Origin of the sequence: Enterococcus sp. 7F3_DIV0205 (assembly GCF_002141365.2) — a bacterium.
GTDB classification, from domain to species: Bacteria; Bacillota; Bacilli; order Lactobacillales; family Enterococcaceae; genus Enterococcus_L; species Enterococcus_L palustris.
Genome location: NZ_CP147244.1, coordinates 3014026 through 3036971, shown reverse-complemented (window position 1 = coordinate 3036971; position 22946 = coordinate 3014026). Strand labels below are relative to the sequence as shown.

Sequence of the window (22946 nt, the reverse complement as noted above, 5' to 3'; positions counted from 1 at the left end):
TAATGATGAACGCAATTATTGAAGTCGAACATCTAAGAAAAAGCTTCGGTGAAAATGAAGTTTTAAAAGATATCAATGTGACTGTAAATAAAGGAGAAGTCGTGACGATCATCGGCTCTTCTGGTTCGGGCAAATCAACCCTTTTACGTTGCATCAACTTATTAGAAAAACCTACTGGTGGCAAAATTATCTACAATGGTGAAAATGTTTTAGAACGTGGATACAACCTTCCTAAATACCGTACACATCTAGGCATGGTTTTCCAATCCTTTAATTTATTTAATAACATGAATGTTCTAGAAAACTGTACTTCTGGACAAATCACTGTCTTAAAACGCAGCAAAGAAGAAGCTCGTAAAATTGCTTTAGAAAATCTAGATAAAGTGGGGATGGAGCGTTTTATTGATGCAAAACCATCGCAACTTTCCGGTGGGCAAAAACAACGTGTCGCAATCGCTCGTGCGTTATCAATGAATCCTGATGTAATGTTGTTCGATGAACCAACTTCAGCACTTGATCCTGAAATGGTCGGAGAAGTTTTGAAAACGATGAAAGACTTAGCTGACACAGGATTAACAATGATTATCGTGACACACGAAATGGCATTCGCTAAAGAGGTTTCTGATCGTGTAATCTTTATGGACAAAGGTGTGATTGCTGAAGAAGGCACATCTGATGATATCTTTGTTCATCCAAAAGAAGAACGGACGAAAGAGTTTTTACATCGAATCTTGGCTCAAGAATAATAGCCCTCTATCAAAAGAAAAACCTGAGTTGAACATGTATCGTTCAATTCAGGTTTTTCTTTTGATATTCTATTGGAATTATATATTCATACTTCTCAAAAAATTTAATAAAATGATACCTTCCATTGTCTTGAGATAAGCTAGAAATTTCATATAACGTATGTTATATTCACTTTAAGGAGATGTTATAAAATGAAAAATAAAAAAAAATTATTATTACTACTTACAGCGCTTTTTCTAGCTTATTCGTTTTCACCTCAAGCTGTCCAAGCTAAAGAAATAGCTAATAATAATCAGTCTCAACAATCAACTATACTACCCATACAATTGCTAGGCACGAATGATTTCCATGGTGCCCTCTATGAAGCCCCTTCTCTTGCTGGTCATTTAAATCAGGAAAAAGATACCTTTATGTCACAGTCACCTAATGGTATCTCACTCAGAATTCAAGCAGGTGATATGGTTGGCAGCAGCCCAGTTAACTCTAGTTTGCTTCAAGATGAGCCTACCATCAAAGTGATGAACCAAATGAACTTTGATTATGGTACTTTAGGAAATCATGAATTTGATGAAGGATTAGCAGAATTTAATAGAATTCTCACGGGTACTGCTCCAGAAAAAGGGCAATTTAATTTGGAAACCGAAACTTATCCCAGAGAAGCTAGTACGCAACAATTGTTGATTGCTAATGTTTTACAAAAAAGTGACCATACGATTCCATACAATTGGAAACCTTACGCTATAAAAGAAATGACTGTCAATCAGAATAAAATACGAATTGGCTTAATCGGAATCGTAACTAAAAATATTCCAAATTTAGTTTCAAAAAAATACCATGAAGAATACACATTTTTAGACGAAGCAGAAACGATTGCTAAATATAGTCAAGAACTTAGAGAACAAGGCGTACAAGCAATTGTTGTTATTGCTCATACCGGTCATGGAGAAGCAATCATCAATAAACTAAACCAAATTGCTCCCGATCATAGTGTTGATATATTTTTTGATGGGCATAGTCATAAAGAAGTCAATACAGCTGTAGGCAACACACGAATCGTCCAAAGTTTATCAAGCGGACGTGCCTTTAGTAGTGTTGATGGCGAAATCGATTCTGAAACAAACGACTTTAGAACAACACCTGCTGCCAAAATACTTCACGTCAATAAAACAATTGCTAAAGATCCAACGGTGGAAACAATCGTAACAGATGCTGATCAGCGAATCGAGAGCCTTTCTAACCAAACAATCAGCTATGCAATTTCTACTGCAAGTATTTCAAAAAAGGACAATCGCTTCAAAGAATCAGCTTTAGGTAACTTAGTGGCGGATGCCCAGCTAACAATTGCCAATAAAGAAGGTTTTTCTGTTGATGGTGCGTTGGTAAATAATGGTAGTTTAAGAGCTGATTTAATTGTTAATCCTGATAAAACAATCAGTTACGGTAATGCGCATCGTGTTCAGCCGTTTAATAACCCACTATATGTTGTCCAGCTTTCGGGTCAACAGTTGACCGATATTTTGAACAAACAATATCAAAATAACCAAAAAAATCCCCTTCACATTGCGGGAATATCTTATCAATATACTAATAACACTACTAATGCACAACCTTACTTAGTCACTAAAATGAAGAAAAAAAACACTGCTCTTACTTTACAACAAACCGTTACTGTCGTTGTGAACGAGTATATTTATACCAGTGATTTTTTCAGTCCTATTTTTTCTAAAGGTAAACTCTTAGGTGTACTTCAAGCGAACGATACCGAGGCCTTCATTCAATATCTTAACGATCAAAAAGAGCAAAAAATTTCAATCAATGCTAAGATCGATAATCGAAAACAATATGCGCCATTCAACCCAAACACCGAGTTTAAGTATCGAACACATGTACAAGATCACGGTTGGAAGCCTTATGTAACCTCAGGAAAAACTAGTGGAACTGTAGGTCAATCGAAAAGGTTGGAAGGAATTCAAATAAAAATAGATTCAACCATTGATGGAAAGGTTCAATATAAAACCCATATTCAAGACTATGGGTGGCAAGGTTGGAAGGAAAATAATGCTCTTAGTGGTACGACAGGGAAATCTAAGCGTTTGGAAGCTATTCAAATCAAACTAAACGGCGCTATTGCAAACCAATATGAGGTGCATTATCGTGTCCATTCCCAAGATTATGGCTGGTTAGGTTGGGCTAAAAACGGACATTCCGCTGGCACTCAAGGTTTCTCTAAACGGCTAGAGGCTATAGAAATAAAAGTTGTCCCTAAAAACACCCCTTTACCTTCTAATAATCGAACAGCATTTATAAAAAAATAAAAAAAGCGTGTACCAAAGTCATTTTTTACTTTGGCACACGTTCTTTTTATTTCTTATAAGATCGGATTTCCGGTGGCGTATATTCTGAGATAAATTGTTGAATCTGTTCCAAATCATCCGAAAAGAAAATTTTTTCTCGATCTGCTTCAGTCAAAAATCCTTCTCCAACCATATTGTCAAAGAAATTTGCTAACAAATCATAATATCCATTAACATTAAAAAAGATACACGGATTTTGATGCTCTCCCACTCTTCCCCAAGAAACAACCTCTGAAATTTCTTCCAATGTTCCTGGACCTCCTGGTAATGCCAAATAGCAATCTGCCAAGTCGATCATTTTTCTTTTACGTTCGTGCATATCATTTACAATATGCATTTCAGTAATGTTTTGATGCGCTAATTCTCGTTCGAGTAAAAACGTTGGCATGACACCAATTGCTTGACCACCGTTTGCAATGACCGTATCTGCCAAAATCCCCATTAAACCGACATTGCCACCACCATAAACAAGATCATATGCATTGTTACTCATCCAATGCCCTAATTCTTTTGTTTGCTCCTGATAAATTGTCTTGTTGCCTTCACTGGCACCACAGTAAACCGCCATTTTCATCGTAAAACCCCCGTATATCAGCTAAATAAGAAAAATCTATCGATCATATCTTATACTTATTTTATGCTTCTTCATTTTTTGATTGATATGAAATATCGTTAAACGCTCTTATCATATACTTACTTTGGTCGTTCGCTTTTTCTAAAATCGTAATGCTTGTGTTCGCTAAAGGTCCACCTTCACGCCACTTCGATTTCTCTTTTCCGACTAATGAATTGATCAATGTAATCAGCAAAACGCCGTGAGCTACAATCAACACTTTTCCATCTGGATATTGTTTACTGATTCTTTCTATTACCTGAGTTGATCGAGCAACTAACGAGTCGATCGTTTCACCACCAAAAGCTGCAGGATCATATAGATCGGGGCGTTTTCGCAAATGATTGGTTTGTTCATCTGTCTGATCGATCTCAGCACCTTCACGCTCACCAAATCTTATTTCTCTCAAGTTATCATGATACTGGACAGTCAGACCATCTAAATAGTTATTTTCTTTAAGAATATAATTAGCTGTGTCCATTGCTCTTTTTTGAGTACTGATAGCTGCCATATCGAATGAAATATCGCAGAGATAACGCCCTGCTTGAATCGCTTGTTCAATTCCGATCGGTAACAGCGGCGAGTCTATTTCTCCACCTTGAAAGCGTAAACTTAAATTTAATTCAGTCTTTCCATGTCTAACAAAATAAAATGTGGTCATATGTTCCATTCCCTTCATTTTTTTGAAATGTTCCTTCACTTGATTATAATACTACAAATAAAGTTTTTTTGCCTTACCTCTAAAATTTGTTTCCGCTTAAGTAAACCTTGCTTAATAGATAGCTAACCTACTTAAGTATTTTTCATTTTTCTCTTCCTTATGCTACCATAGTAAAATAGACTGGGGGGGATTCTAATGGAACTTCAATACTATCAACAATGGATCAGTGAATTTTATAAAGAAAGAGGCTGGTATACCCTTAATTCGTTTATTCGCGTAGGTTTCTTAGCAGAAGAAACAGGAGAAGTTGCGCGCGCTGTACGTGCTTTAGAAATTGGGCGTGATCGACCAGATGAAGAAGAAAAGAGTTCGGAAACATTAATTCAAGATTTGACTGAAGAACTTGGGGATGTTTTAGATAATATATTCATTTTAGCTGATAAATACGATATTCGTTTTGAAGATATTTTAATGTCTCACAAACAAAAATTAGAAGAGCGTTTTAATGAAAAAAATACTGGGAAAGAAGGGACAAAATGAACACCAAAATAACGATTCGCCCAGTTGAAGAAAAAGATTTTCCAGCATTGCTGCAAATAGAAAATAGGATTTGGACGAATGAAAACTCTCCAGTACTTCATTATTATGCATCGGTAGATGAGTATAAAGAGAAAATAGACGGACGGATTATTTTTGTTGCGGTAGAGGAAGACAAGGTTCATGGCTTTGTTGACGTTCATCATCCAACACCACTACTCTCTCATAAAAAACAATGGATGTTCGGCATTGGTGTTCATCCTGACAGCCAGTCACTAGGCATCGGTCGACAATTACTCGATCATTTAAAAAAGGTTGCTGTCAAAGAAGGCATTCATAAAATTTCTTTACGAGTCATGGGATCGAATACTAAAGCAATTCAGTTTTACCGTAAAAATGGGTTCACTCAAGAGGCCCTATTTAAAGATGAATTTTTTATTGATGGACGATACTGTGATGACTATCAATTTGCCTATTTTACAAATTAATCTCAGATCGTTTTAATGTTTTCAGAAAATATTGGTTTTTTTCTGAAAATCAGCTTGCTGTAGGCTTCTTATTCTGTTACTTTTATTAAGGACAAAATTTAAGGAGTGTTGAAGTGTGACAAAGAAATTATCATGTCGTGATTACCTTTATGTAGGTTCCATGCTATTTGGCTTATTTTTTGGAGCGGGGAATTTGATTTTTCCTGTTCATATGGGGCAAGAAGCTGGTGCTAGCATTTTTCTAGCTAATTTGGGCTTTTTGATCACAGGTATTGGATTGCCGTTTTTAGGGGTGATTGCTATTGGTATCTCCAAAAGTAATGGTGTTTTTGATTTAGCAACTCGTATCAATCGCCGTTATGCCGTTGCTTTTACCGTATTATTATATCTGACGATCGGACCTTTTTTTGCATTACCACGTCTAGCAACGACGTCTTTTGAAATTGGATTGGCCCCTTTTATTCCTAATGACCAGCATAAATTATTTTTAGCAATTTTCTCTGCACTGTTCTTTTTGATTGCCTGGGCATTTTCTCGTAAGCCTTCTAAATTATTAGGGTATGTAGGAAAATTTTTAAATCCATTATTTCTATTTTTATTAGCAATTTTGATTCTATTTGCTTTTCTTACCCCTCTTGGAGCTGTATCATCTGCACCTGTTACGGATGCCTACGCAGTAAATCCTTTTTTCAAAGGCTTTACAGAAGGCTATAATACCTTAGATGCACTAGCTTCTTTGGCTTTTGGAATCGTCATTGTTTCAACGATTCGAGGAATGGGAGTAGAAAAACCAAATGATATTGCAAAGGATACGATAAAATCAGGAGCAATCAGCATTGTCTTGATGGGCATCATTTATACTTTGTTATCTTACATGGGAACGATGAGTTTAGGCAAATTCCCTCTCAGTGAGAATGGTGGTATTGCTTTAGCTCAGATTGCTAACCATTATTTGGGTAATTTAGGCAGTATTTTACTCGCTTTTATTGTTATTTTAGCTTGTTTGAAAACAGCAATCGGATTGATCACTGCTTGCTCTGAAACATTTAGCGAGCTTTTTCCAAAAGGTTCTTATGCCTTTTACATCGCTGGTGCTAGTATTTTACCTTGTTTGTTCGCAAATGTTGGGTTGACCAATATTATACAATTTTCGATTCCTGTTTTAATGTTTCTTTATCCTTTAGCAATGACGTTGATGATTCTAGTTATCATCAGTCCGCTATTTCAACATCGCAAGGAAGTCTATCAAATGACAACCTATGTGACTCTTATAGCTGCATTGTTGGACGCTTTAAATAGTGCTCCTGATTTCATCAGATCCAATACTGGTGTTGCTACTATTTTGAAGTCCGCTCAGAACTACTTGCCGTTATTTACAATCGGTATGGGCTGGGTCGTTCCTGCAATTCTAGGTTTTATTGCTGGGTTGATTTGGATCAAGATAAAAAAAGAATCGACTTATCATTAAAAATGAGAGATGTGATAAAACAGTATGTTTTATCCATCTCTTTTTTAACACTTTCTTACCACAAACTTATCTATCATACTGAAATTTTTTTCGACCAAAATGAGAAATAATGTTCATCACATCCTATCTTTTGTTCATTTCAGGAAAAAGCTTGCCTTTTTGTTAAGGATGCATCACTAACTGTTCTACCGTTATCGTTTGAGCTGACAAGTGACCATGAAGTACAGTAGAATAGGGGCAAGGAAGTGATTAGCATGCTCTATGAAGAATTGATGATGGATTCGGGAATGCTTACAAAATTCAAATTGTTCAAACGAATCACACAAATCAATCAATCAGATATTTCTATTACCCAATTATCTGAAGAACTCTCGTTAAATTATCAACAGACGTTTATTATTGTAAATGAAATAAATAATGATCTGGTTAAAGTAATCTCTAGTCATCCCTCTATTTTAAAAAAGGCTGGGAAAATCGATAGTACTAAATTGCTTGTAACAATTGATGAATATCGTTATTTTTTGTTGAAAAAGTCAGTGCCATTTCAATTTATTCTTTATTTTCTAAACTATGATTCTCCTAACATAGATGATTTTTGTCAACGATATTACGTTAGCCGTTCTACAGTTTCTAGAAAGATGCTGCCTTTGAAAAAGCACGTAAAGCAATATAATCTACGTTTTACATATACTGAAGCCAACTTATCTGGCGATGAACGTGCTGTTAGAGTCGCTCTTTTTGATACTTTATGGTTAGGAACAAGAGGAACTGCTTGGCCATTTAAAAGTGTTGCACGTGAGGATGCTGAGCGCCTTGCTGGTGCCTTTTCTGAATATTTTCCTTTATCCAGAACTTATTTAGGTGCAAAGGAATTAACCTATTTTGCTGCAATTTTTCTTTGCCGTACTCGAAAAAAGATTTATGTTTGCTATGATGATAAATATGACTTTTTAATGATGGATAACCCTTATTATGATTTTGAGCGCCTAAATAAAGAGCTTGGCCCCATCCAAGCATTGCCTGCTAAATACAGTAAAGGAGAAAGCAGCTTTATCTTCTTCTTAGCACACTATGCTCCTTTTTATACGCTAGATGATGATCCTTCCTTGTTCCAAACACTGCAGGATTTTTCCGCACGGCCTAATCCCGTCTATGAATTAGTTCAGGAATTTTTAGACTATGCTAAAATCAACATCTTTAAAAAGGAACCAGACGTCCTTAATAAACCAATTATTATTGGAAATCTGCTAAATATTACCTTTGCTTTCTTTGTCTTACGTCAACCTTTCCCAAATCTTCAAAAATTGGTAGAATTACCGCGTAAAAAGAAAAAAGCAGGCGAACTTCTTGAAGCAAGAATTCAAACTTTCTTTGATGAAAAAGCGAAAGAGAAAGAGTATAAATTTATTTATACGATCAAAAAACCATTAGTTAACGCATTCAAAAGTGTCTTACTGCCCGCTTATGATAAACCAAAACATTCTGAACATCTAAACGTCGGGATTGCTTTTGAGCATAATTTTCTTTTAGTTAGGAGAATCTATCAGTTTTTAAATGATCTAGGTTTTGTAGATTCTGCTCCTTATCAAGAAGAGTTGAATGAACAGTATGATTTAGTAATTAGTTCTTCTTTGTTGCCAAGAAAAAAATATCCAGAATTACCACTTTATTTCTGGGATTTATCTTATGATGAAGAGGAGTTAGCTGACTTATATCGAACATTACAACAGCTTTTTGAGAAGAAAAATATTATCAATGAGTGATCTCACTTTCATAAATAGCTAAAACTCAAAAAATAGACTTACATCCGTCCCTTACAAATTTAGGTTTGCTAGGTATAGATATAAGTCTATTTTTCATTTTAAATTAGCAGCAAGTGTTCTAGTCTCTTTGAAAGAATATTAGACTATCCGTCTCTATTCGATGCGCTCGTTCAGCCTTCTATTTATCTGTAAATAGCAAATGAAACTAATAAAACAAATCACAGATACTATTGTTCCTACAATTAAGCCCTCGGGTATAAAAACAAGCTTAACTGTATGTTCTCCCTGTGGAACAATCAAAGATATAAATGCATCTTTAAAAGGCTTAAGTTTCACTTTTTTGCCATCAACATAGGCTGACCACCCCTTATCATAAGGGATAGTTGTCCATAAAACATTGTTTTCGCCAACAGCCACTTCCGCTGTAAGAGTGTTATTATTATTTTTAAACGCTACCCCATTTTTTTGTGCTACTTGAACTGTTTTCGCAAACTCTTTTGTATCAAGAAACACCAACTCTGGTTTGAGAAATTTCAGATGATTACCATTATAAAAACGAATTGAAAAAGTAACCTCCGTTTCTTTTTCGTAGTTTCCTATATCATAATATTGGTTGGTACGGCTTATTTGTGTCCCTCGAATTACTTTTCCTACATTAAAAACAGCTCTAGCATTAAGATTTTCTGGTCTATATTCTGCTGGTTTCAAGGATAGATATGCTTGTTTATGCGCCGGAATTTTAGCAGTCCATGTCAGAGTCATGGCTTTTGATGCTGTTCCGTTAGTTGATTTAGAATATGTCACAAAGGGGCCATCTTCTACACTCGTACTATTTTCTTCCTTCGCCGGTGCAAGATCATCTATTTCATAATATTCACTGGCTCTCCCACTTAGCTGCTCAAACAAATTGGTTTGATTTTCAGCTGCTCCCTCATTATATATCGTTCGATCGGTCATCACACCTAACGGAAGAGCGTAGGCATTTTCATATAAACTATAGTGTTCACTTTGCCCAACTTTCTTATAGCCAAATTTCATTGGATCTTCTAAGGATAAATTATATTTGATTCCAACTAAAGCATCTAACATCAGCGTATTGTTAGGATATTGTATTTGCAAATTAGTTCCCCAAGATCTAAACCCTAGTGAATCTAAATAAGCAGCGGAATTCCGATTACGAATCGATGAGAACATTGTTACGCCACTATATCCATAAGTGAATACATCATTCTTTGATACAGGGTTCAGATTTTCCATTCGATAAAACGTTTCATTTTCATGTTTCGTTTGTTCTACCAATTTTTTTATTTCTGGATAAGGTCCAGCATATAAATTTTTTTCTGGATATGTCCAATCTTGTTTTATCCCCTCTATCAATCCTCTTGTGTTCATCCCTAATTCTACTGTTACGGATAGCAGCAATAAAAGGAATAACCATTTCTTCCCTTGTTTTTTTTGAAAGAAAAGATAAAGAGCTAAATACATGCATAACATAAGGACTGTAATGAAGAAGGAACTAGTTTTTAGATACTGAACCCCTTCCATTCTTGCACTCACTATCTTCACAATACTAAAGACAAAAATCAAACCAAAAATAATTCTTGAAAGTAATTTAGTGTCTTCTGTTTTTAATTTTTCCCACCCATATCCAGCAGCAATCAAAACTAAAAAGGAAAAAAGAAAACTATAACGAAAGGGTAAATTATTGGGTATATGCATACCCATCCAGAATAAATTTAATGGCTCTATATAAAAACTAGCAATTAGAAGCAGAAACAATGCCCCCAAAGACAGCTTAGAACGTTTAGCAATTTTCTTTGAAAAAAAGAAAAACAAACATAATATCAATGGAATCAATCCGACATAGGTGAACGGTGTGCCTCCATTTCTAGTAGTGTCATAAACACCAACCATATTCTTTACAATTAAATCAAGTATTCCTATATTATCTGTTGTGAATCCTGTAATCTTTGAAAATGACTCTCCATTGTTTCTTAGATCAATGAATGTTGGTAAAATTACAATCAGAGAGGCTCCTCCTGCTAACAGCGAAGTAATCAGATAATGAACGATTCCCCTTACTTCTCCTTTTATTGAAAACCAACGAGCGATAAAATAGAAAAAGGAAAAAAGCCCCACCATAAAAGCCATATAAAAATTAGTTATAAAGAGCAAGAAATACGATAAAAATAAGAGTAGTGGTCTTTTCTTATTCGTTAATCGATTGATTCCTAAAATAATCAAAGGCAAATAATACATAGCATCTAACCACATAATCATTTCAGATAATGCAATACTAAACCCCATTAATCCATAACAAAGGCTTAATATAACCTGTTGGCCTTTAGATAATTGAAATGTATTTTTAGCATAAACCCAAAACGATAAGCTAGCCAGACCTATCTTTAATAATGTCAAAAAATACAACGCATCTGGAATATTTTGATTATCAAAAAAGAACACGAGCGGGGTCAATATTCCACCTAAATAATAAGAAATAAACGACCAGTAATTTAATCCTAATGATGCATTCCACGTATATAGAATATGTTGTTTCCCATGAAGCATATCATTAAAACTAGCATGGAATGCTGAAAATTGAGAAAAACTATCACTTGCCATAATACTGATCGAACTACCAGGGTAAATCCCTTTTTCGGCATATACTACTGCAAGTATCAGTATAGGTAAAAAGAAACAAGCGACCATTGATAAACTATTTTCTTTTAAAAAAAGACTAATTTTTTTATTCATAAAAACTCCTTTTAGAAAATTCACGATATGTTTTCGGTTATCTTTTAATTAACAAGCCCCAATTTATTAATCGGCGTATAACGTAATATAAGTTTCCCTTCAATTTGGCTTTGATTTACTAGACCAAATTTCCTACTGTCTAGTGAGTTATTTCGATTATCTCCCATAACAAAATAATACTCATCTGGAATTTTTTTCTTTTCAGATAATTCCATGCTCACTAGCGGATCGATCTTCACTTTAATTGTGCCATCTGGCAATTGTTCTTTTTTTAAGGATGAAGGTTTTTTTGGAATCTGATGATTGATATACAGATCACCTTTATCTAACCAAATCACATCACCTGGCATGCCGATCACGCGTTTTATATACATTTCATTAGGTTTATTCTTTGGTTTTAGTGTCACGATTGCATAGCGGTCGACTTTTTTTGTTTTAGCGATGAGTACTCGATCTTTATTTCGTAAAGTAGGCATCATAGATTCTCCATCCACGTAATGCGTGCGTATATTAAATAAAAACCATAAACTAAACAAAGCTAAAATTGCCAATAAAACATTCTTTATTATTCTCATTCTTCTTTGTTTCTGTAATTTTAATTGACGTTTTTTTAGCTGTTGTGTAGATAACGGCTTATGAGAAGGTTTCTTTTTAGCTGATGCTTTTCCCCTGTGCGGTTCTTTTTTTTCTGATAATCGATTGATCACAAATGACTTTTCCTTTCCTATTTTTTAAAATTTTGTGGCTCTATGTAGCGGTAGCAAGCGATACGTAACAACCCCGATAACGTCTTTTTCATCAATATAGCCATAATAACGACTATCAGATGAAAAAGGCCGGTTATCCCCTAGAACAAAATAGTGTCCTTTGGGAACTCGGCTGTTATTTTTCCATATATCTAAACTAAAATCCTCAGTATACATATAGTTATCCCTTTTAGCATTTACCAATTCATTTGCTAAAAAACGTTCCGCTACTAACGCATCATTTATATATAACTCATCGTTTATGTATGCTAACTTTTCTCCAGGTAATCCGATAATTCGTCTGACAGAGGTTTCTTTGACTCCTGGAACACGAAAATAAATGAGAGCAAATCGTTTTATTGGTGCAAGACGATCAACCAACACACGCTCATTATTATTTATGCTATGTGTCATGCCATAGCCAGTTACTTTAGCCGTTGTAAAGGTAAAAAATGACAGTATGTACAATAAGCTAGTTACAATCAAAAATGTAAATAACAGCTCTGAAAGAAACATAAGCTTTCTTTTTTTTCTCTGCTTCTTTTGTTTAGAAATTATGAGTTTTTTTCGTGAGTTTTGTTTACTTTTAACTGTTCTTTTTGCTGTTTTATGGGGATGCTTTTTGTTGAGATCACGGTTTCTTTTTTCGTTATCAGAAACTTTTTTCTTCATTTTAGCATCCCTCATAACTCGCTCGACTGCCTTTCAATCATTTATTTTTTCTTCGACAATGCTGATTCATTGATATGAAAATACTTAAATACTTTCTTTTGCTGTTCTTTTGCTTTATCCAAATCTTGCGTAAATTCCGATAATTTTTCTTCATTACCCAAAAATGATGGAGCTTGTGCCGCAAGGTTTACCCCAAGTTGTTTCATATAATCGTATTGCTTATTTAAAATTTGCTGACCTTCCAAAGTTAAACGATGATACGCCTTTTGATTTCCATAACTAGCTAAACGACTAGAAAGTTCCTTGATATTATTCGCTAATTTTTCTTGGTTGTCACTGTTCTTCGCTTCTTTCAGCTGAATATCGATTTGAGAAATAAAATAATATCCTTGAACAATTGCATCCGAATCTCTATTATTTAATGTATGCTTTTGATAGTAAGAAGCATAGTAGGAACTGCCGAAACTCAGACCGGCAAGCAGTACAAAAATAATACTTGCTATTAGTTGTTTTTTTACTTGTTCTTTTTGTTGCCGAATCATTCTACGTAATTTTTTCCGCTTAAGTTTATTCTTTGGACGTTTTCGCTCTAGCTTTTTCAATTGTTTCTTAGAAAAAATCGAGAATAAAAAGTAAATGAATGAAAATACGCAAAAAAGAATCGCTAAAGATAATAATGCAACAAATATCCAATCTAACGTACTCATTTTTTATCCCACACAATCACTTGATTATTTTTTGCTCTTTTTCTTCTTTTTTTTCTTGCCTTTTTTTGACAGTTTTCGTACAACAAAAAATACGATAACCACTAGTACAACAACACCTATGATAATTCCAACAACAATTTGCCAATTGATTCCTTGTTCTTGAATTTGTCCTAAATCTTCGGCATTAAATTTATCTGCCTGCTCATTGGTAATTTTGAACTCCTTCACCCAACTCCATTTTTTCTCACCAGAAGTGACAAGGATTTTGGCTTTGTAGTCGCCTGGAATCATTTTCTCTCCTTGCATCGAAACAGGAAAATCGATCATAGAGTTTGGCGCCATTCTCATTCCAGCTTTTTTTGTATCATAAAGTACTTCTTCACTTTTATTACTTGTTATTTGTGCATCAACAGTCATATCATCCAAGAAATTAGCTTGTGTGTTTGAAAAATTGATCATGATACTATTACGGAAATTTTTCAAATCAGGATAGACTTTATTTAATGATAAATCTGGTTCAACAGGTGTGTCCGTTTCCTTTAATACAACACCAATAATATACGCATACTTATTAACAATCGTTCCTTTAGGTTCCTTGCTTTTCTTTCCTTCGTTTGTGATATCTTGCAATTGAATCCCACCTGTGATAATGCCATCATAAGAAGAGTCTGGCATTGTAAGATCAATGTCCAACAGCGCACTTCCTTTTGCGGGAATGGTGATTTTGTCTGGAGCCGTAGCAATAGAAGTTAGATCATATTTTAATGAGGCATCTTTTTCTAATTTACTTGGACCAAATTCAACTACACCATTACTATTTGTTTTTGCGCCATTGATTTTCACGCTGACAATGTTATCACTTGAAAATTCGTTCGTAAATTTTATTTGTAGTTTTTGTTTTTGCCCTGGATTCATCTTTAAGTTAAAATAATTTGAATCATCTAATTGATTTTCCGGCTTGATTACTTCATAAACAAATCCTGTTGCAGCTTTCGAGTCTTCTGCATATGTTGATACTGGTAAAAAGTTAAATAGTCCTATGTATGTTAATAAAAAAACTATAAAAATATACTGTTTCTTCATAAAAATCCTTCTTTCTATTCATAAACAAGGTCACCAGTTCATAAAGAACTGGTGAACTCTTTCGTTTTATTTCTTTAATTATTCAGCAGCTGCTGGTACGTCAGCAATTGTCCAAGTGATATCGGCTGTATAAATACCTTTAGCAATTGTAACACCTGCTGGAATGCTTAATTTAACAGAGTCTTCTGCTGTTTCGTTAGTACCAAATAATAAGTCAAATTGTCCAAAACCTTTTTTAGGATCTGTATTTGAAACGAATGTTTGAGAAGCACCATCTGAAGTTAATGTTACTGCTCCAGTTGCAGTTCCTACAGGAATCAAATCTTGGTTAGCGTCTTTTTTAGAAGTCAACGTTCTTAAGTTGTTATAAATAATAGAAGCTTGCTCTAAAACCATACCATTGTTTGTAAAAGGTGACGTCATTGCTGCAGATACAGTATATTTGTGATCTGTTGTTGCACGATAATCTTGGAAACGTACAAAGTGTTGCATTTCAATAGCTTCGCCATTTTCTTTGTTTGTTGTACTGAATTTTTTAGCATTGTATTCTTTTGCTTTACCATCATATAAATCAGTGTGCTTGTCAAAGTCTAAATCTGTTGCAGCATTGATTTTCATGTCTTTGTCTTCAGTATTTGGTGTTGGTTCTGTAATTGTGATATCTGTGTCCGTATCTGGAACAGTAATATCGCCTGAGTCAGATGTATCTTTATCAAATTCTACTGAACCTTTTGATGCCCATGGGTTTGCTTCCGCTTTTGTTGCTGTTGGTACAGCTAAAGCTACTCCTAATACTGCTAATAAAGCTGCTCCTGATAATTTGTGTGTGTGTTTCATAATGTGTTTCCTCCTAGTTTATGTGTGTTATTTATGGTAACTCGGATAAAATCCAAGTTATCTCAGTTTGATACGTAACGGGATCGATTTTTGTTTCATTCGGTATTTCAATAGAAATAGCGCTATTTTCTTGAATAGGCTTATTTTCGAATGCTTGATCTGTTACTGGGTTACCTTTTTTATCTACTTTTGGTTTTAGTGTAGAGGGCATGCTTTTTGGATTATCTTGTGATGCACCAAAGACAATCGCCCATGAACCTTCACCAGTATCTTTCTGAGCTTCTGCCAGATTATACGTATCACCAATGTTTTCGATTTTTATTACATCCTTTTGAACATTTGGGACAGTTGTATTCGGCCAAGCAGAGCTTGCCCACGATTTATCAAATGAAATCACTGCTCCGTTGAGCATATTATTTAATGTTTCGTGATTTGAAAATTGCGTTTCTTGTCTCATCTGTAATGTCCAACCGCCAGCATTTCCCCGATAATCAGAGATTTGAATAAAACTTCCTCTAGCAGGTGTTTCATCATGGAACAATTGTGCATTAGCAGAATAAACCGTACTGTTTTTCCCTTTTTTTATAGAGTTTGCGCTAAAATTCAATGTAGGTACAAAATCAATTCTTAATGCACCTGTTGTTTTAGGACTTTCTCCAGGATCTACAGCTACTTCGGGTCGCTCTGGATCATATATGGCATTATCATCACCTGATCCTTTTTCAAATTGAATGGTCCCTGTTCCTCTTGTTCCATTTGCTTGTTCAGCAAAACTAATTACTGGAAATAAGCAAATGGTAAGAAAAAGGAGTACTAACGATTCTATAAAACGTTTCACTGACCTACATCTCCTTTCTTAGACTTTTTACGTGTCCAAAAAAAGAGAATGATCGCAGCAAGCAACAGGATAATTCCACTTAGGGAGAGACTTTTTTTCACTAATTCTCCTGTAGAAGGATATCTTCCTTTAGGTTTTTCAACCAATTGTGGATTATCTTTTTGTTGGGAGCTACTTGGTGATGTAGTGCTATCTTCATCATAAAAGCTGATAACTCCATTTGTTTGAACTGCTCCGCCATTTTCAGATGCGTAAGCAAGTGCTGGTACAACTAATGAAATAGCCCAAAAAGCAACAGCAGTGAGAACGATAATAAATATTTTTTTCTTTTTCATAGTTATCTGCTCCCTTTTATGCCACTATGGTGTTTCAGCTATTTCCCAAGTGATTTCGCCTTGATATTCACCTAGTTTTATAATGTCAATAGCTTTTACATCAAGTTTTAGTCCCTTATTATCTTTCCAAACATTCGCGTTGACATCAAATAGCCCTGCCGTCGTATGGTGATTGTTAACAATCGGCTGCGGATCATCCAACCCTAAAATAATTTCATTGTCCGTACCGTCGTTATAACGGATAGCATCTGGCAATTTTGTTTTCTCATCGCCAATATTTGTCAGTACTTTAGTGACTTTAGCTGTTAAAGTCCAATTGGTTAAATTAGCTCGATTATCCCAAACCGTTAATGGTTGCTCAAAGTTTGGTGATTCAACACGGACATTTTTATCCTTAAATTTATTCAATCCAAAATCGATTTTATTTGGGATCGAAGCAATTGATAATGTCCCTTTGAACACATATTTAACCTTTGTGCCACCTTCTTTGATTTCGACAGCATCTTCATCAACTGGCGCTTGATCCAACACATATCTTTTAGCAAAGATTGATTCAAGTGTGGTTTGAATGTCTTTGTTTTCTTTCAAATTAACTTTATCTCCAATATTTCCAATGATGGTGACAGAGGTTATATCAGGAATTGGCTGTCCTTTTTCATCAACAAAGTCAATCATGATCTGGTCTTCACTTTTTATCACAGTTACGTTAATTGTTTTTGTAACAGCTGAGTCTCCTAAACCATAAGAAAGTGGAACTGAATATGTTCCAGCTGGAACTGTTGCTCCTGCTGTTTTCGGTGCTGGCAAATTGCTTGTGTCGATTTGAATTTCAGAAATATCCATATCAACTGCTGGAGCTGGTAACAATTGTTTCAACTGTAACTTTCCGCCTGTTTCTTGGTCACGGATCATTGATAAGATACCTTCGGCAGTTGTTGGATAGTCTTTAGCCGCAACATTGAAGTTATAGGCACTTAATGCATATTTTTCATCTTTAGATATTTCAGTATCATCATTTTGAATAAAGACTTGAATTGGCGCTGAAATATCTGCTGGAATGCCTGCTGTACTTGCTTTTACCGTTAAGTGAACTGTAAATACACCCTCAGTGGAAGCAACAGACAAACCACCAAAATCAGTGATTTCAATGTTATCTGTTAGGTCAACTAAACGACCATCTTTAATACTAGACGCAACAGCCTTACTTCTTTGTAGAATTAAATCAGACAATTCTTTTTGGGTCATTGTCTTTATTTCTGAAGATTTTGCCGTTATAGGATTGCCTTCAATAAAATCTGCACTATCATGAATAACTAGTTTAGATTTTATCTTCGTTCTGTTAGGCACTGGCTTTCCAGCAGTATCGGTCGCTCCATCTAAAAGATAAACATAAATATCATGTTCGCCTTGCTCACTCATCAATGATGCAATATCAGCTGCTGAATTTTCTTCTGCAAATTCATACTTGAATGCAGGAGTAGCAGGGTTTGTATCTGCTGGATTTTTAACAAGTTTATCTGGGGTTGGCGCAGTATCTCCTGATTTAGCATGGTACTCTACTGACTCTCCAGTTGGAGGTGTTTTATCAAGAACTATTTGCCCAATCATTGCATCTTTACCTTCTTTAAAAGCGTAAACTGCTATAATACCGCCGGCTTCAAAGTGTTGATTATTTGGTAATGTATAGCTATAAGTTGCTGCAACACCACCTACACCGCCAACTCCCTTCACAGTAAACGGAGAATTTTGGTTATCCCATACTTCTCCAGGTAGTTTTTCAACTGGGCTAGGTATTGTATTTTCAATGGTTATCTGTTTACCATTTGCAGGTGGATAATAGCTGATCCGAACATAGGCATCTGGATTGGTTACTCCTTTGACAGTTGTAGAGCTGATATCTGTAATCAAATCATTGGATACACTATCAAAAGATACATCTACGTCTGGAATATATTCAAATAATATACGCTGTGCTCCTGATATCCCTTTTGTAGGACCAGTATTAAAATAGTTCATAAAATTTGTTCTCACAGCAGAACTTGTAGAACGTGCTTGGATACTGCCATTGTTAATAACGCGGGCACTATAAGGTAGGCGCATTCCAAACATTGGGGACCAATCATAGCTAGGTTCTTCCCCTAAACTCCCTCGATTCCATTGCTTTACTCGCTGAACGTCAACATCAAAATAACCTGCACTTCCACTCATTTCAACAAGAGAAGATGCTGCATTTGGTGTACCAATAAATTTCATATCTACTTGCTCAGCATCACTAAATTGAAATTTTGCATTGGTTCCCATACGAACTAAAGATTTTGAGCCGGTTCCATCACTTTCAACAGAGAAGGTTCCTTTCTTCGCTACTGTAAATGTTGCAGAGTTATCTGCATAAATAATAGAGCCAGTTCCTGCTCCGGTATAAGTAGAAGAAACTGATAGTTTCCCTTCCTCTCCTACAGATAACATAGCGCTCGTTCCTAAACGAATAACATTTCTGTTCGCACCGTCATTTTGTGTATTTGCTAATGCGTTTATATCAAGATTTGCTTTTCTTGCAATTTTTAAAAAGCTTCCTGCTGATGCCAAATGTACTGCTGAATAAGGTCTGACCGTTTTAACTAACAGCTTGGATTGTTCTTTCATATCCAGATTTCCAGAGATCAACAATGCTTCTGCTAATTCTCCTGTAGTAGTCCCCGTTGAAGCTGTATTGTCGATTGTTACATTAGCATTCGGACTTACTTCAAAAGTACCTCCTGCCTTGATATCAGTACTACCAACATTACCTGCTACTAGCTTCAACGTTGTTCCAGCCAAAGCAACTGCATTTCCAACTTCTAAATTTTGCTGAGTAGTAAAAGATTGTGTTGCAAAAGCTGCTCCTCCAAAAGGTGAAACATAGGATGCCACTAAACTAGTTGATACGTTCCCAGAAAATTTAACTGGGGTATCATCTGCTCTTAGCAATTGAGAACCCGTATGCTGAATATTATGATAAGTAATCGTTGAAAGGTTCTGGTTAGCAGTAGTAGCAAACCTTGTAGTTACCACTCCATAATAATGACGGGAATACATTGTTAAATTTTGCAACGTTATATCCCAAGCACCGTTACTTGTTCTAAAAGCTCTTCCACGAAAATCAACAATGTGGTTGTTCCCTTCAATGACAATGGTTCGATTTCCAGTTGGGTTCCAGGCAGCAGAACTTGTCACATAGTTTGCGTCACCAGTAGATTCAGTGATTGCAAAATCTGCTACAATATTGAATACAACAATATTTGGATCCTTAAAAGCAGCTTGGAGATCTGCATCATTACGAATATCTTTTATTTGAGAAGCTGGGATTTTTGTTGTATCAACTTCAGCAGATTCTTTATAATCTAATGGGATATCTCCGTTTTCATCTCTTGGATATTCATCAGCTAATAATGAAGCAGATTTTGCATCTAGCTCTACTCCCTTACTACCATCCACTTCTTCAGAAATTCTATTAGATTCATCATTCGCCTTAATCTCACTTGTCTGATACAAATAAACGGCTGATACTAGTCCAGCTAATAGTACTAAGCTGATTTTTATTTTTTTCATTTTTTCCCTCCTCCCTCGATTATTGCTGTAAACCATAGTCTGGTTATACAAGATATATTTCAAATCTCTTTTGCACCTAAAAGGTTTCTATCTATATAAGAACTAAGCAAAAGAGATGAGAAAACAAAGAAAATCGTTCCATTATACTGGAGGAACAAACTTGTAGCCTATGCTTCTAACCGTTTTTATAACATGAAAGTTATAAGGTTCTTTTTCTAACTTTTCTCTTAGATGGAAAATAATATTAGCAAGTCGTGGTCGATATTGTTCAATATCATCTCCCCAAATCCCTTGGGATAATTCTCTATAACTTAATGCTTGTCCAGGTTGCTGATAAAGATGAGTCAGCGCTTTGAATTCTAGCTTTGTCAAGCCAATCTCTTCTCCCTCAGCTGTTAGAATACTTTGATTTTTTTTGTGCAATTTGAATAAATGACATTCTTTTTTTTCCTTTTTACTTTGTTTAATTCTACCGATAGTATTACGCACTATTAAAAATAGTTCTTGTTTCTCTTTTTCAGTAATATTCCCATCCACTCCTAGTTGTAGATAAATTAGGCGATTTACTTCAGAAATTTCTTTTCCATACATCCAAATTAAAAGTTTTGGATAATTTCTTAATTGCGTAATCAAGCCACAACTTTTACTAATACTTTTTTGGTATTCATCAACAATAATAACCCCATCTATAGCCTGTAACATTGAGAAATCGTTACTATCAACTTCTAGAAATTCAATCTCTCCTGTACTGGACAATTCTAAATTTTGAAAATCCACTTCACCAGACAGTAGAATTATTCCTAACTTTATCATTTTGTTCCTCCTAAATATGTACGCTCTACCATTCATGTTTTTATGTTTTCTTTTTTATATAATTCATATACGAAATATTAATATCTCATGTATTATTTATATCATTTTTAACCACAGTTCAAATTTCACTTTTTTCACTAAAAAACAAATTAATTGAAATACAAATATGTAAAAAAAATAAAACCCCATATAATCGTTGTAAAACAAAGGTTTCTACTTCCGTAAATAAATTAAAAAAAATACATATAAAACCTTAAAACATTAATTTTTATCATTTTAAAATAAAAAAAAGGGTGATTTTGACATAAAAATCACCCTTTTCCATTAAAATTATAGAAGTTCATTATTCATTTGCTTAGTAATTTCTAAAAAAATTTCATTGTAAAGTTTGTCCATCGCTTGAGTATCATAAAATGTAGTAATATAAACTATTTTAGGAAAACTTATCTGATCATCGTATTCTTTGTCTGTGACAAATAGATCAATTTTTGTTGAATATACCGAGGCGATCTCTACTTTATCCGAAAACATTTTCTTTATTTTGGCCTTTATAATCTCTCCTGTATACACTCTAGAATTCTGAACATAAACTATCACTTTTTCTCTACTGACTTTGTTCATCTCTTGTTTCGACAAAAAACTATAAACTAAAACAAATAATTTATTATACATCCCACTTTTTTTATCGAACTCATTCAGCGCAATACCGAAGAAGCTCCATAATAAGTCTTGTTCCATATTATTCAGTATCTCAATAACCCTATTGTAAATTTGCTTTTCATAATTGTTCTTATTTTCATAATTATCATTGTCATAATTATATAGAAATCTTCTTGCATCTGAAAAACTAGTGTATGCAAAGAGTAGAAAAGTAGTGATCTCAAAATTTATCATTTTATACCACTGTTCATCTCCATCAAAAAAATGAATAAGCACAGCATCCACTAAATAATTTTTTACATAATCAAAGTATTCGATATCTTTCGTCTCAAACGTAATTTCATCTTCTATCATTAAATCGATTTTAATAATTTGATGACGTGTACAAAATACAAAAATGAATTTTGCTTCCTCTACTATATTTTCATAAAAAGGAAAATAGCTATTTAAATATTGGTAAATATCCAGAAATATTTTTTGTAATTTGCCTTTCCCTTTGATTTTAATAGAAGTAACCTCGGGTACATAGTGCTTTTGCGCATTTCTTGTATTACAGATATGCATAAACAAACGGACTAAACCTTTTTGTGAAGGATCAAAATTTAAAGAGTTTAAAAAGTCAGATTTTAAAGAAGCCTCTAACGTACTATAAGCTTCTTTAGAAAAGAGCCACTTAGAACACGCATTGGAAAAAAATAAAAAATAGAAGTTCCTAATTTTGTATTCTTCTCCTTCAAGAGTATTTTCTCTTGTTAATTCGAGATCAAATGATGATAAAATTTCAGAAAGCCTTTGTCTTACTCTTGAAAATGTTGAAGAACTTATAAAGTACTTATCACATATTTTCACTCTATTAATATACCCTGCTTCAAATAACTCTTTTATGGTAATAAATAATAACGATTTTTTTAGATAGAAAAAGGAAGCATCAATCATTGAAGTATCGATGATTCTCACAGAATGTAGTTTTCCAGCTTCATTATAATTCCATTGTATATTTTCTTTTTTTATGTATGTATTTTCTTTAAAAGAGTATAGGATATGATTAATTGTGCTATTCGAAAGCTTTGTTTCGGAAACAAGTTCCGTTACCAATACCTCTTTTGACGTTCGGATTAAGTAATCAAGTACCATCACTTTATTATTATCTGATTTATTCAAGAACTCCTTCATACTTTACCCTCTCCTTATTTACTTATTTCGTTCTCTTGCTTTCCTTAATCTATTTTTCAAGTAGAATTTTTACAATAGAAGAAATAGTACTACAGATTAAAGTTATTTT

19 protein-coding genes are annotated in these 22946 nt (G+C 34.4%); 6 read left to right on the top strand and 13 right to left on the bottom strand.

Translation table 11 applies throughout. The features are described 5' to 3' along the window. Positions 1-2: 2 nt before the first annotated feature. Together A5821_RS14255 and A5821_RS14250 are read left to right on the top strand one after the other, a co-directional pair. Positions 3-746 (top strand): amino acid ABC transporter ATP-binding protein, encoded by a 744-nt coding sequence (locus tag A5821_RS14255; RefSeq protein ID WP_249921880.1) that lies wholly within the window; start codon positions 3-5, stop codon positions 744-746. Between the two features lie 192 nt (positions 747-938). Beyond that, positions 939-3062: a 5'-nucleotidase C-terminal domain-containing protein gene (locus tag A5821_RS14250; RefSeq protein WP_086315382.1), complete on the top strand. Its 2124-nt coding sequence runs from the start codon at positions 939-941 to the stop codon at positions 3060-3062. 46 nt (positions 3063-3108) lie between these two features. On the opposite strand, the gene A5821_RS14245 is transcribed toward A5821_RS14250, so the two are convergent. Further along, positions 3109-3675, bottom strand: coding sequence for a TIGR00730 family Rossman fold protein (locus A5821_RS14245; RefSeq protein ID WP_086315381.1), 567 nt, complete (start codon positions 3673-3675; stop codon positions 3109-3111). A 61-nt stretch (positions 3676-3736) separates the two neighbouring features. Then, a complete protein-coding gene (locus tag A5821_RS14240; RefSeq protein ID WP_086315714.1) occupies positions 3737-4375 on the bottom strand; it encodes a histidine phosphatase family protein in 639 nt (212 codons plus the stop codon). A 195-nt stretch (positions 4376-4570) separates the two neighbouring features. Between A5821_RS14240 and A5821_RS14235 the strand changes: the two genes are divergently transcribed. The 4 genes from A5821_RS14235 (at position 4571) to A5821_RS14220 (ending at position 8631) form a co-directional block, all read left to right on the top strand. Beyond that, positions 4571-4915: a MazG nucleotide pyrophosphohydrolase domain-containing protein gene (locus A5821_RS14235; protein ID WP_086315380.1), complete on the top strand. Its 345-nt coding sequence runs from the start codon at positions 4571-4573 to the stop codon at positions 4913-4915. After that, positions 4912-5400, top strand: coding sequence for a GNAT family N-acetyltransferase (locus tag A5821_RS14230; RefSeq protein WP_086315379.1), 489 nt, complete (start codon positions 4912-4914; stop codon positions 5398-5400). The genes A5821_RS14235 and A5821_RS14230 overlap by 4 nt, the downstream gene beginning before the upstream one ends. Positions 5401-5515: 115 nt before the next feature. Continuing rightward, positions 5516-6868 (top strand): branched-chain amino acid transport system II carrier protein, encoded by a 1353-nt coding sequence (gene brnQ, locus A5821_RS14225; protein ID WP_086315378.1) that lies wholly within the window; start codon positions 5516-5518, stop codon positions 6866-6868. Between the two features lie 254 nt (positions 6869-7122). Then, a complete protein-coding gene (locus tag A5821_RS14220; RefSeq protein ID WP_086315377.1) occupies positions 7123-8631 on the top strand; it encodes a helix-turn-helix domain-containing protein in 1509 nt (502 codons plus the stop codon). A 153-nt stretch (positions 8632-8784) separates the two neighbouring features. Here the strand turns inward: A5821_RS14220 and A5821_RS14215 are convergent, their stop codons facing one another. The 11 genes from A5821_RS14215 to A5821_RS14165 form a co-directional block, all read right to left on the bottom strand. Then, the gene (locus tag A5821_RS14215) at positions 8785-11385 is read right to left on the bottom strand and encodes a YfhO family protein (protein WP_086315376.1); all 2601 of its coding nucleotides are present in this window, start codon (positions 11383-11385) and stop codon (positions 8785-8787) included. Positions 11386-11429: 44 nt separating this feature from the next. Further along, entirely contained in the window at positions 11430-12092 is a 663-nt protein-coding gene (gene lepB, locus A5821_RS14210) for a signal peptidase I (protein WP_086315375.1), read from the bottom strand. Between the two features lie 24 nt (positions 12093-12116). Next, positions 12117-12803 (bottom strand): signal peptidase I, encoded by a 687-nt coding sequence (lepB, locus tag A5821_RS14205; protein ID WP_086315374.1) that lies wholly within the window; start codon positions 12801-12803, stop codon positions 12117-12119. A gap of 41 nt (positions 12804-12844) precedes the next feature. Then, positions 12845-13510, bottom strand: a complete 666-nt coding sequence (locus A5821_RS14200; protein WP_086315373.1) for a hypothetical protein — start codon at positions 13508-13510, stop codon at positions 12845-12847. Positions 13511-13534: 24 nt separating this feature from the next. Beyond that, positions 13535-14593: a DUF916 and DUF3324 domain-containing protein gene (locus A5821_RS14195; protein ID WP_086315372.1), complete on the bottom strand. Its 1059-nt coding sequence runs from the start codon at positions 14591-14593 to the stop codon at positions 13535-13537. Positions 14594-14671: 78 nt separating this feature from the next. After that, the gene (locus A5821_RS14190; protein WP_086315371.1) at positions 14672-15430 is read right to left on the bottom strand and encodes a WxL domain-containing protein; all 759 of its coding nucleotides are present in this window, start codon (positions 15428-15430) and stop codon (positions 14672-14674) included. Positions 15431-15461: 31 nt separating this feature from the next. Beyond that, entirely contained in the window at positions 15462-16268 is an 807-nt protein-coding gene (locus A5821_RS14185) for a WxL domain-containing protein (protein ID WP_086315370.1), read from the bottom strand. After that, the gene (locus A5821_RS14180) at positions 16265-16603 is read right to left on the bottom strand and encodes an LPXTG cell wall anchor domain-containing protein (protein ID WP_086315369.1); all 339 of its coding nucleotides are present in this window, start codon (positions 16601-16603) and stop codon (positions 16265-16267) included. Before A5821_RS14180 ends, A5821_RS14185 begins: the two co-directional genes overlap by 4 nt. A 24-nt stretch (positions 16604-16627) precedes the next feature. Beyond that, the gene (locus tag A5821_RS14175; RefSeq protein WP_086315368.1) at positions 16628-20191 is read right to left on the bottom strand and encodes a pectate lyase-like adhesive domain-containing protein; all 3564 of its coding nucleotides are present in this window, start codon (positions 20189-20191) and stop codon (positions 16628-16630) included. Positions 20192-20332: 141 nt separating this feature from the next. After that, complete coding sequence (locus A5821_RS14170; protein ID WP_170923047.1) at positions 20333-21004, bottom strand: winged helix-turn-helix domain-containing protein; 672 nt, start codon at positions 21002-21004, stop codon at positions 20333-20335. 330 nt (positions 21005-21334) lie between these two features. After that, positions 21335-22837: a helix-turn-helix domain-containing protein gene (locus tag A5821_RS14165; protein ID WP_086315366.1), complete on the bottom strand. Its 1503-nt coding sequence runs from the start codon at positions 22835-22837 to the stop codon at positions 21335-21337. Positions 22838-22946: the final 109 nt, after the last annotated feature.

What these genes read in the sequence shown, in the direction of transcription:
- A5821_RS14220 (WP_086315377.1), top strand. Translation starts at nt 7,123, where the DNA reads ATGCTCTATGAAGAATTGATGATGGATTCGGGAATGCTTACAAAATTC.
- lepB (WP_086315374.1), bottom strand. Translation starts at nt 12,803, where the DNA reads ATGAAGAAAAAAGTTTCTGATAACGAAAAAAGAAACCGTGATCTCAAC.
- A5821_RS14255 (WP_249921880.1), top strand. Translation starts at nt 3, where the DNA reads ATGATGAACGCAATTATTGAAGTCGAACATCTAAGAAAAAGCTTCGGT.
- A5821_RS14180 (WP_086315369.1), bottom strand. Translation starts at nt 16,603, where the DNA reads ATGAAAAAGAAAAAAATATTTATTATCGTTCTCACTGCTGTTGCTTTT.
- A5821_RS14175 (WP_086315368.1), bottom strand. Translation starts at nt 20,191, where the DNA reads ATGAAAAAAATAAAAATCAGCTTAGTACTATTAGCTGGACTAGTATCA.
- A5821_RS14250 (WP_086315382.1), top strand. Translation starts at nt 939, where the DNA reads ATGAAAAATAAAAAAAAATTATTATTACTACTTACAGCGCTTTTTCTA.
- A5821_RS14215 (WP_086315376.1), bottom strand. Translation starts at nt 11,385, where the DNA reads ATGAATAAAAAAATTAGTCTTTTTTTAAAAGAAAATAGTTTATCAATG.
- A5821_RS14240 (WP_086315714.1), bottom strand. Translation starts at nt 4,375, where the DNA reads ATGACCACATTTTATTTTGTTAGACATGGAAAGACTGAATTAAATTTA.
- A5821_RS14190 (WP_086315371.1), bottom strand. Translation starts at nt 15,430, where the DNA reads ATGAAACACACACACAAATTATCAGGAGCAGCTTTATTAGCAGTATTA.
- A5821_RS14235 (WP_086315380.1), top strand. Translation starts at nt 4,571, where the DNA reads ATGGAACTTCAATACTATCAACAATGGATCAGTGAATTTTATAAAGAA.
- A5821_RS14230 (WP_086315379.1), top strand. Translation starts at nt 4,912, where the DNA reads ATGAACACCAAAATAACGATTCGCCCAGTTGAAGAAAAAGATTTTCCA.
- A5821_RS14245 (WP_086315381.1), bottom strand. Translation starts at nt 3,675, where the DNA reads ATGAAAATGGCGGTTTACTGTGGTGCCAGTGAAGGCAACAAGACAATT.
- A5821_RS14170 (WP_170923047.1), bottom strand. Translation starts at nt 21,004, where the DNA reads ATGATAAAGTTAGGAATAATTCTACTGTCTGGTGAAGTGGATTTTCAA.
- A5821_RS14195 (WP_086315372.1), bottom strand. Translation starts at nt 14,593, where the DNA reads ATGAAGAAACAGTATATTTTTATAGTTTTTTTATTAACATACATAGGA.
- A5821_RS14200 (WP_086315373.1), bottom strand. Translation starts at nt 13,510, where the DNA reads ATGAGTACGTTAGATTGGATATTTGTTGCATTATTATCTTTAGCGATT.
- A5821_RS14165 (WP_086315366.1), bottom strand. Translation starts at nt 22,837, where the DNA reads ATGAAGGAGTTCTTGAATAAATCAGATAATAATAAAGTGATGGTACTT.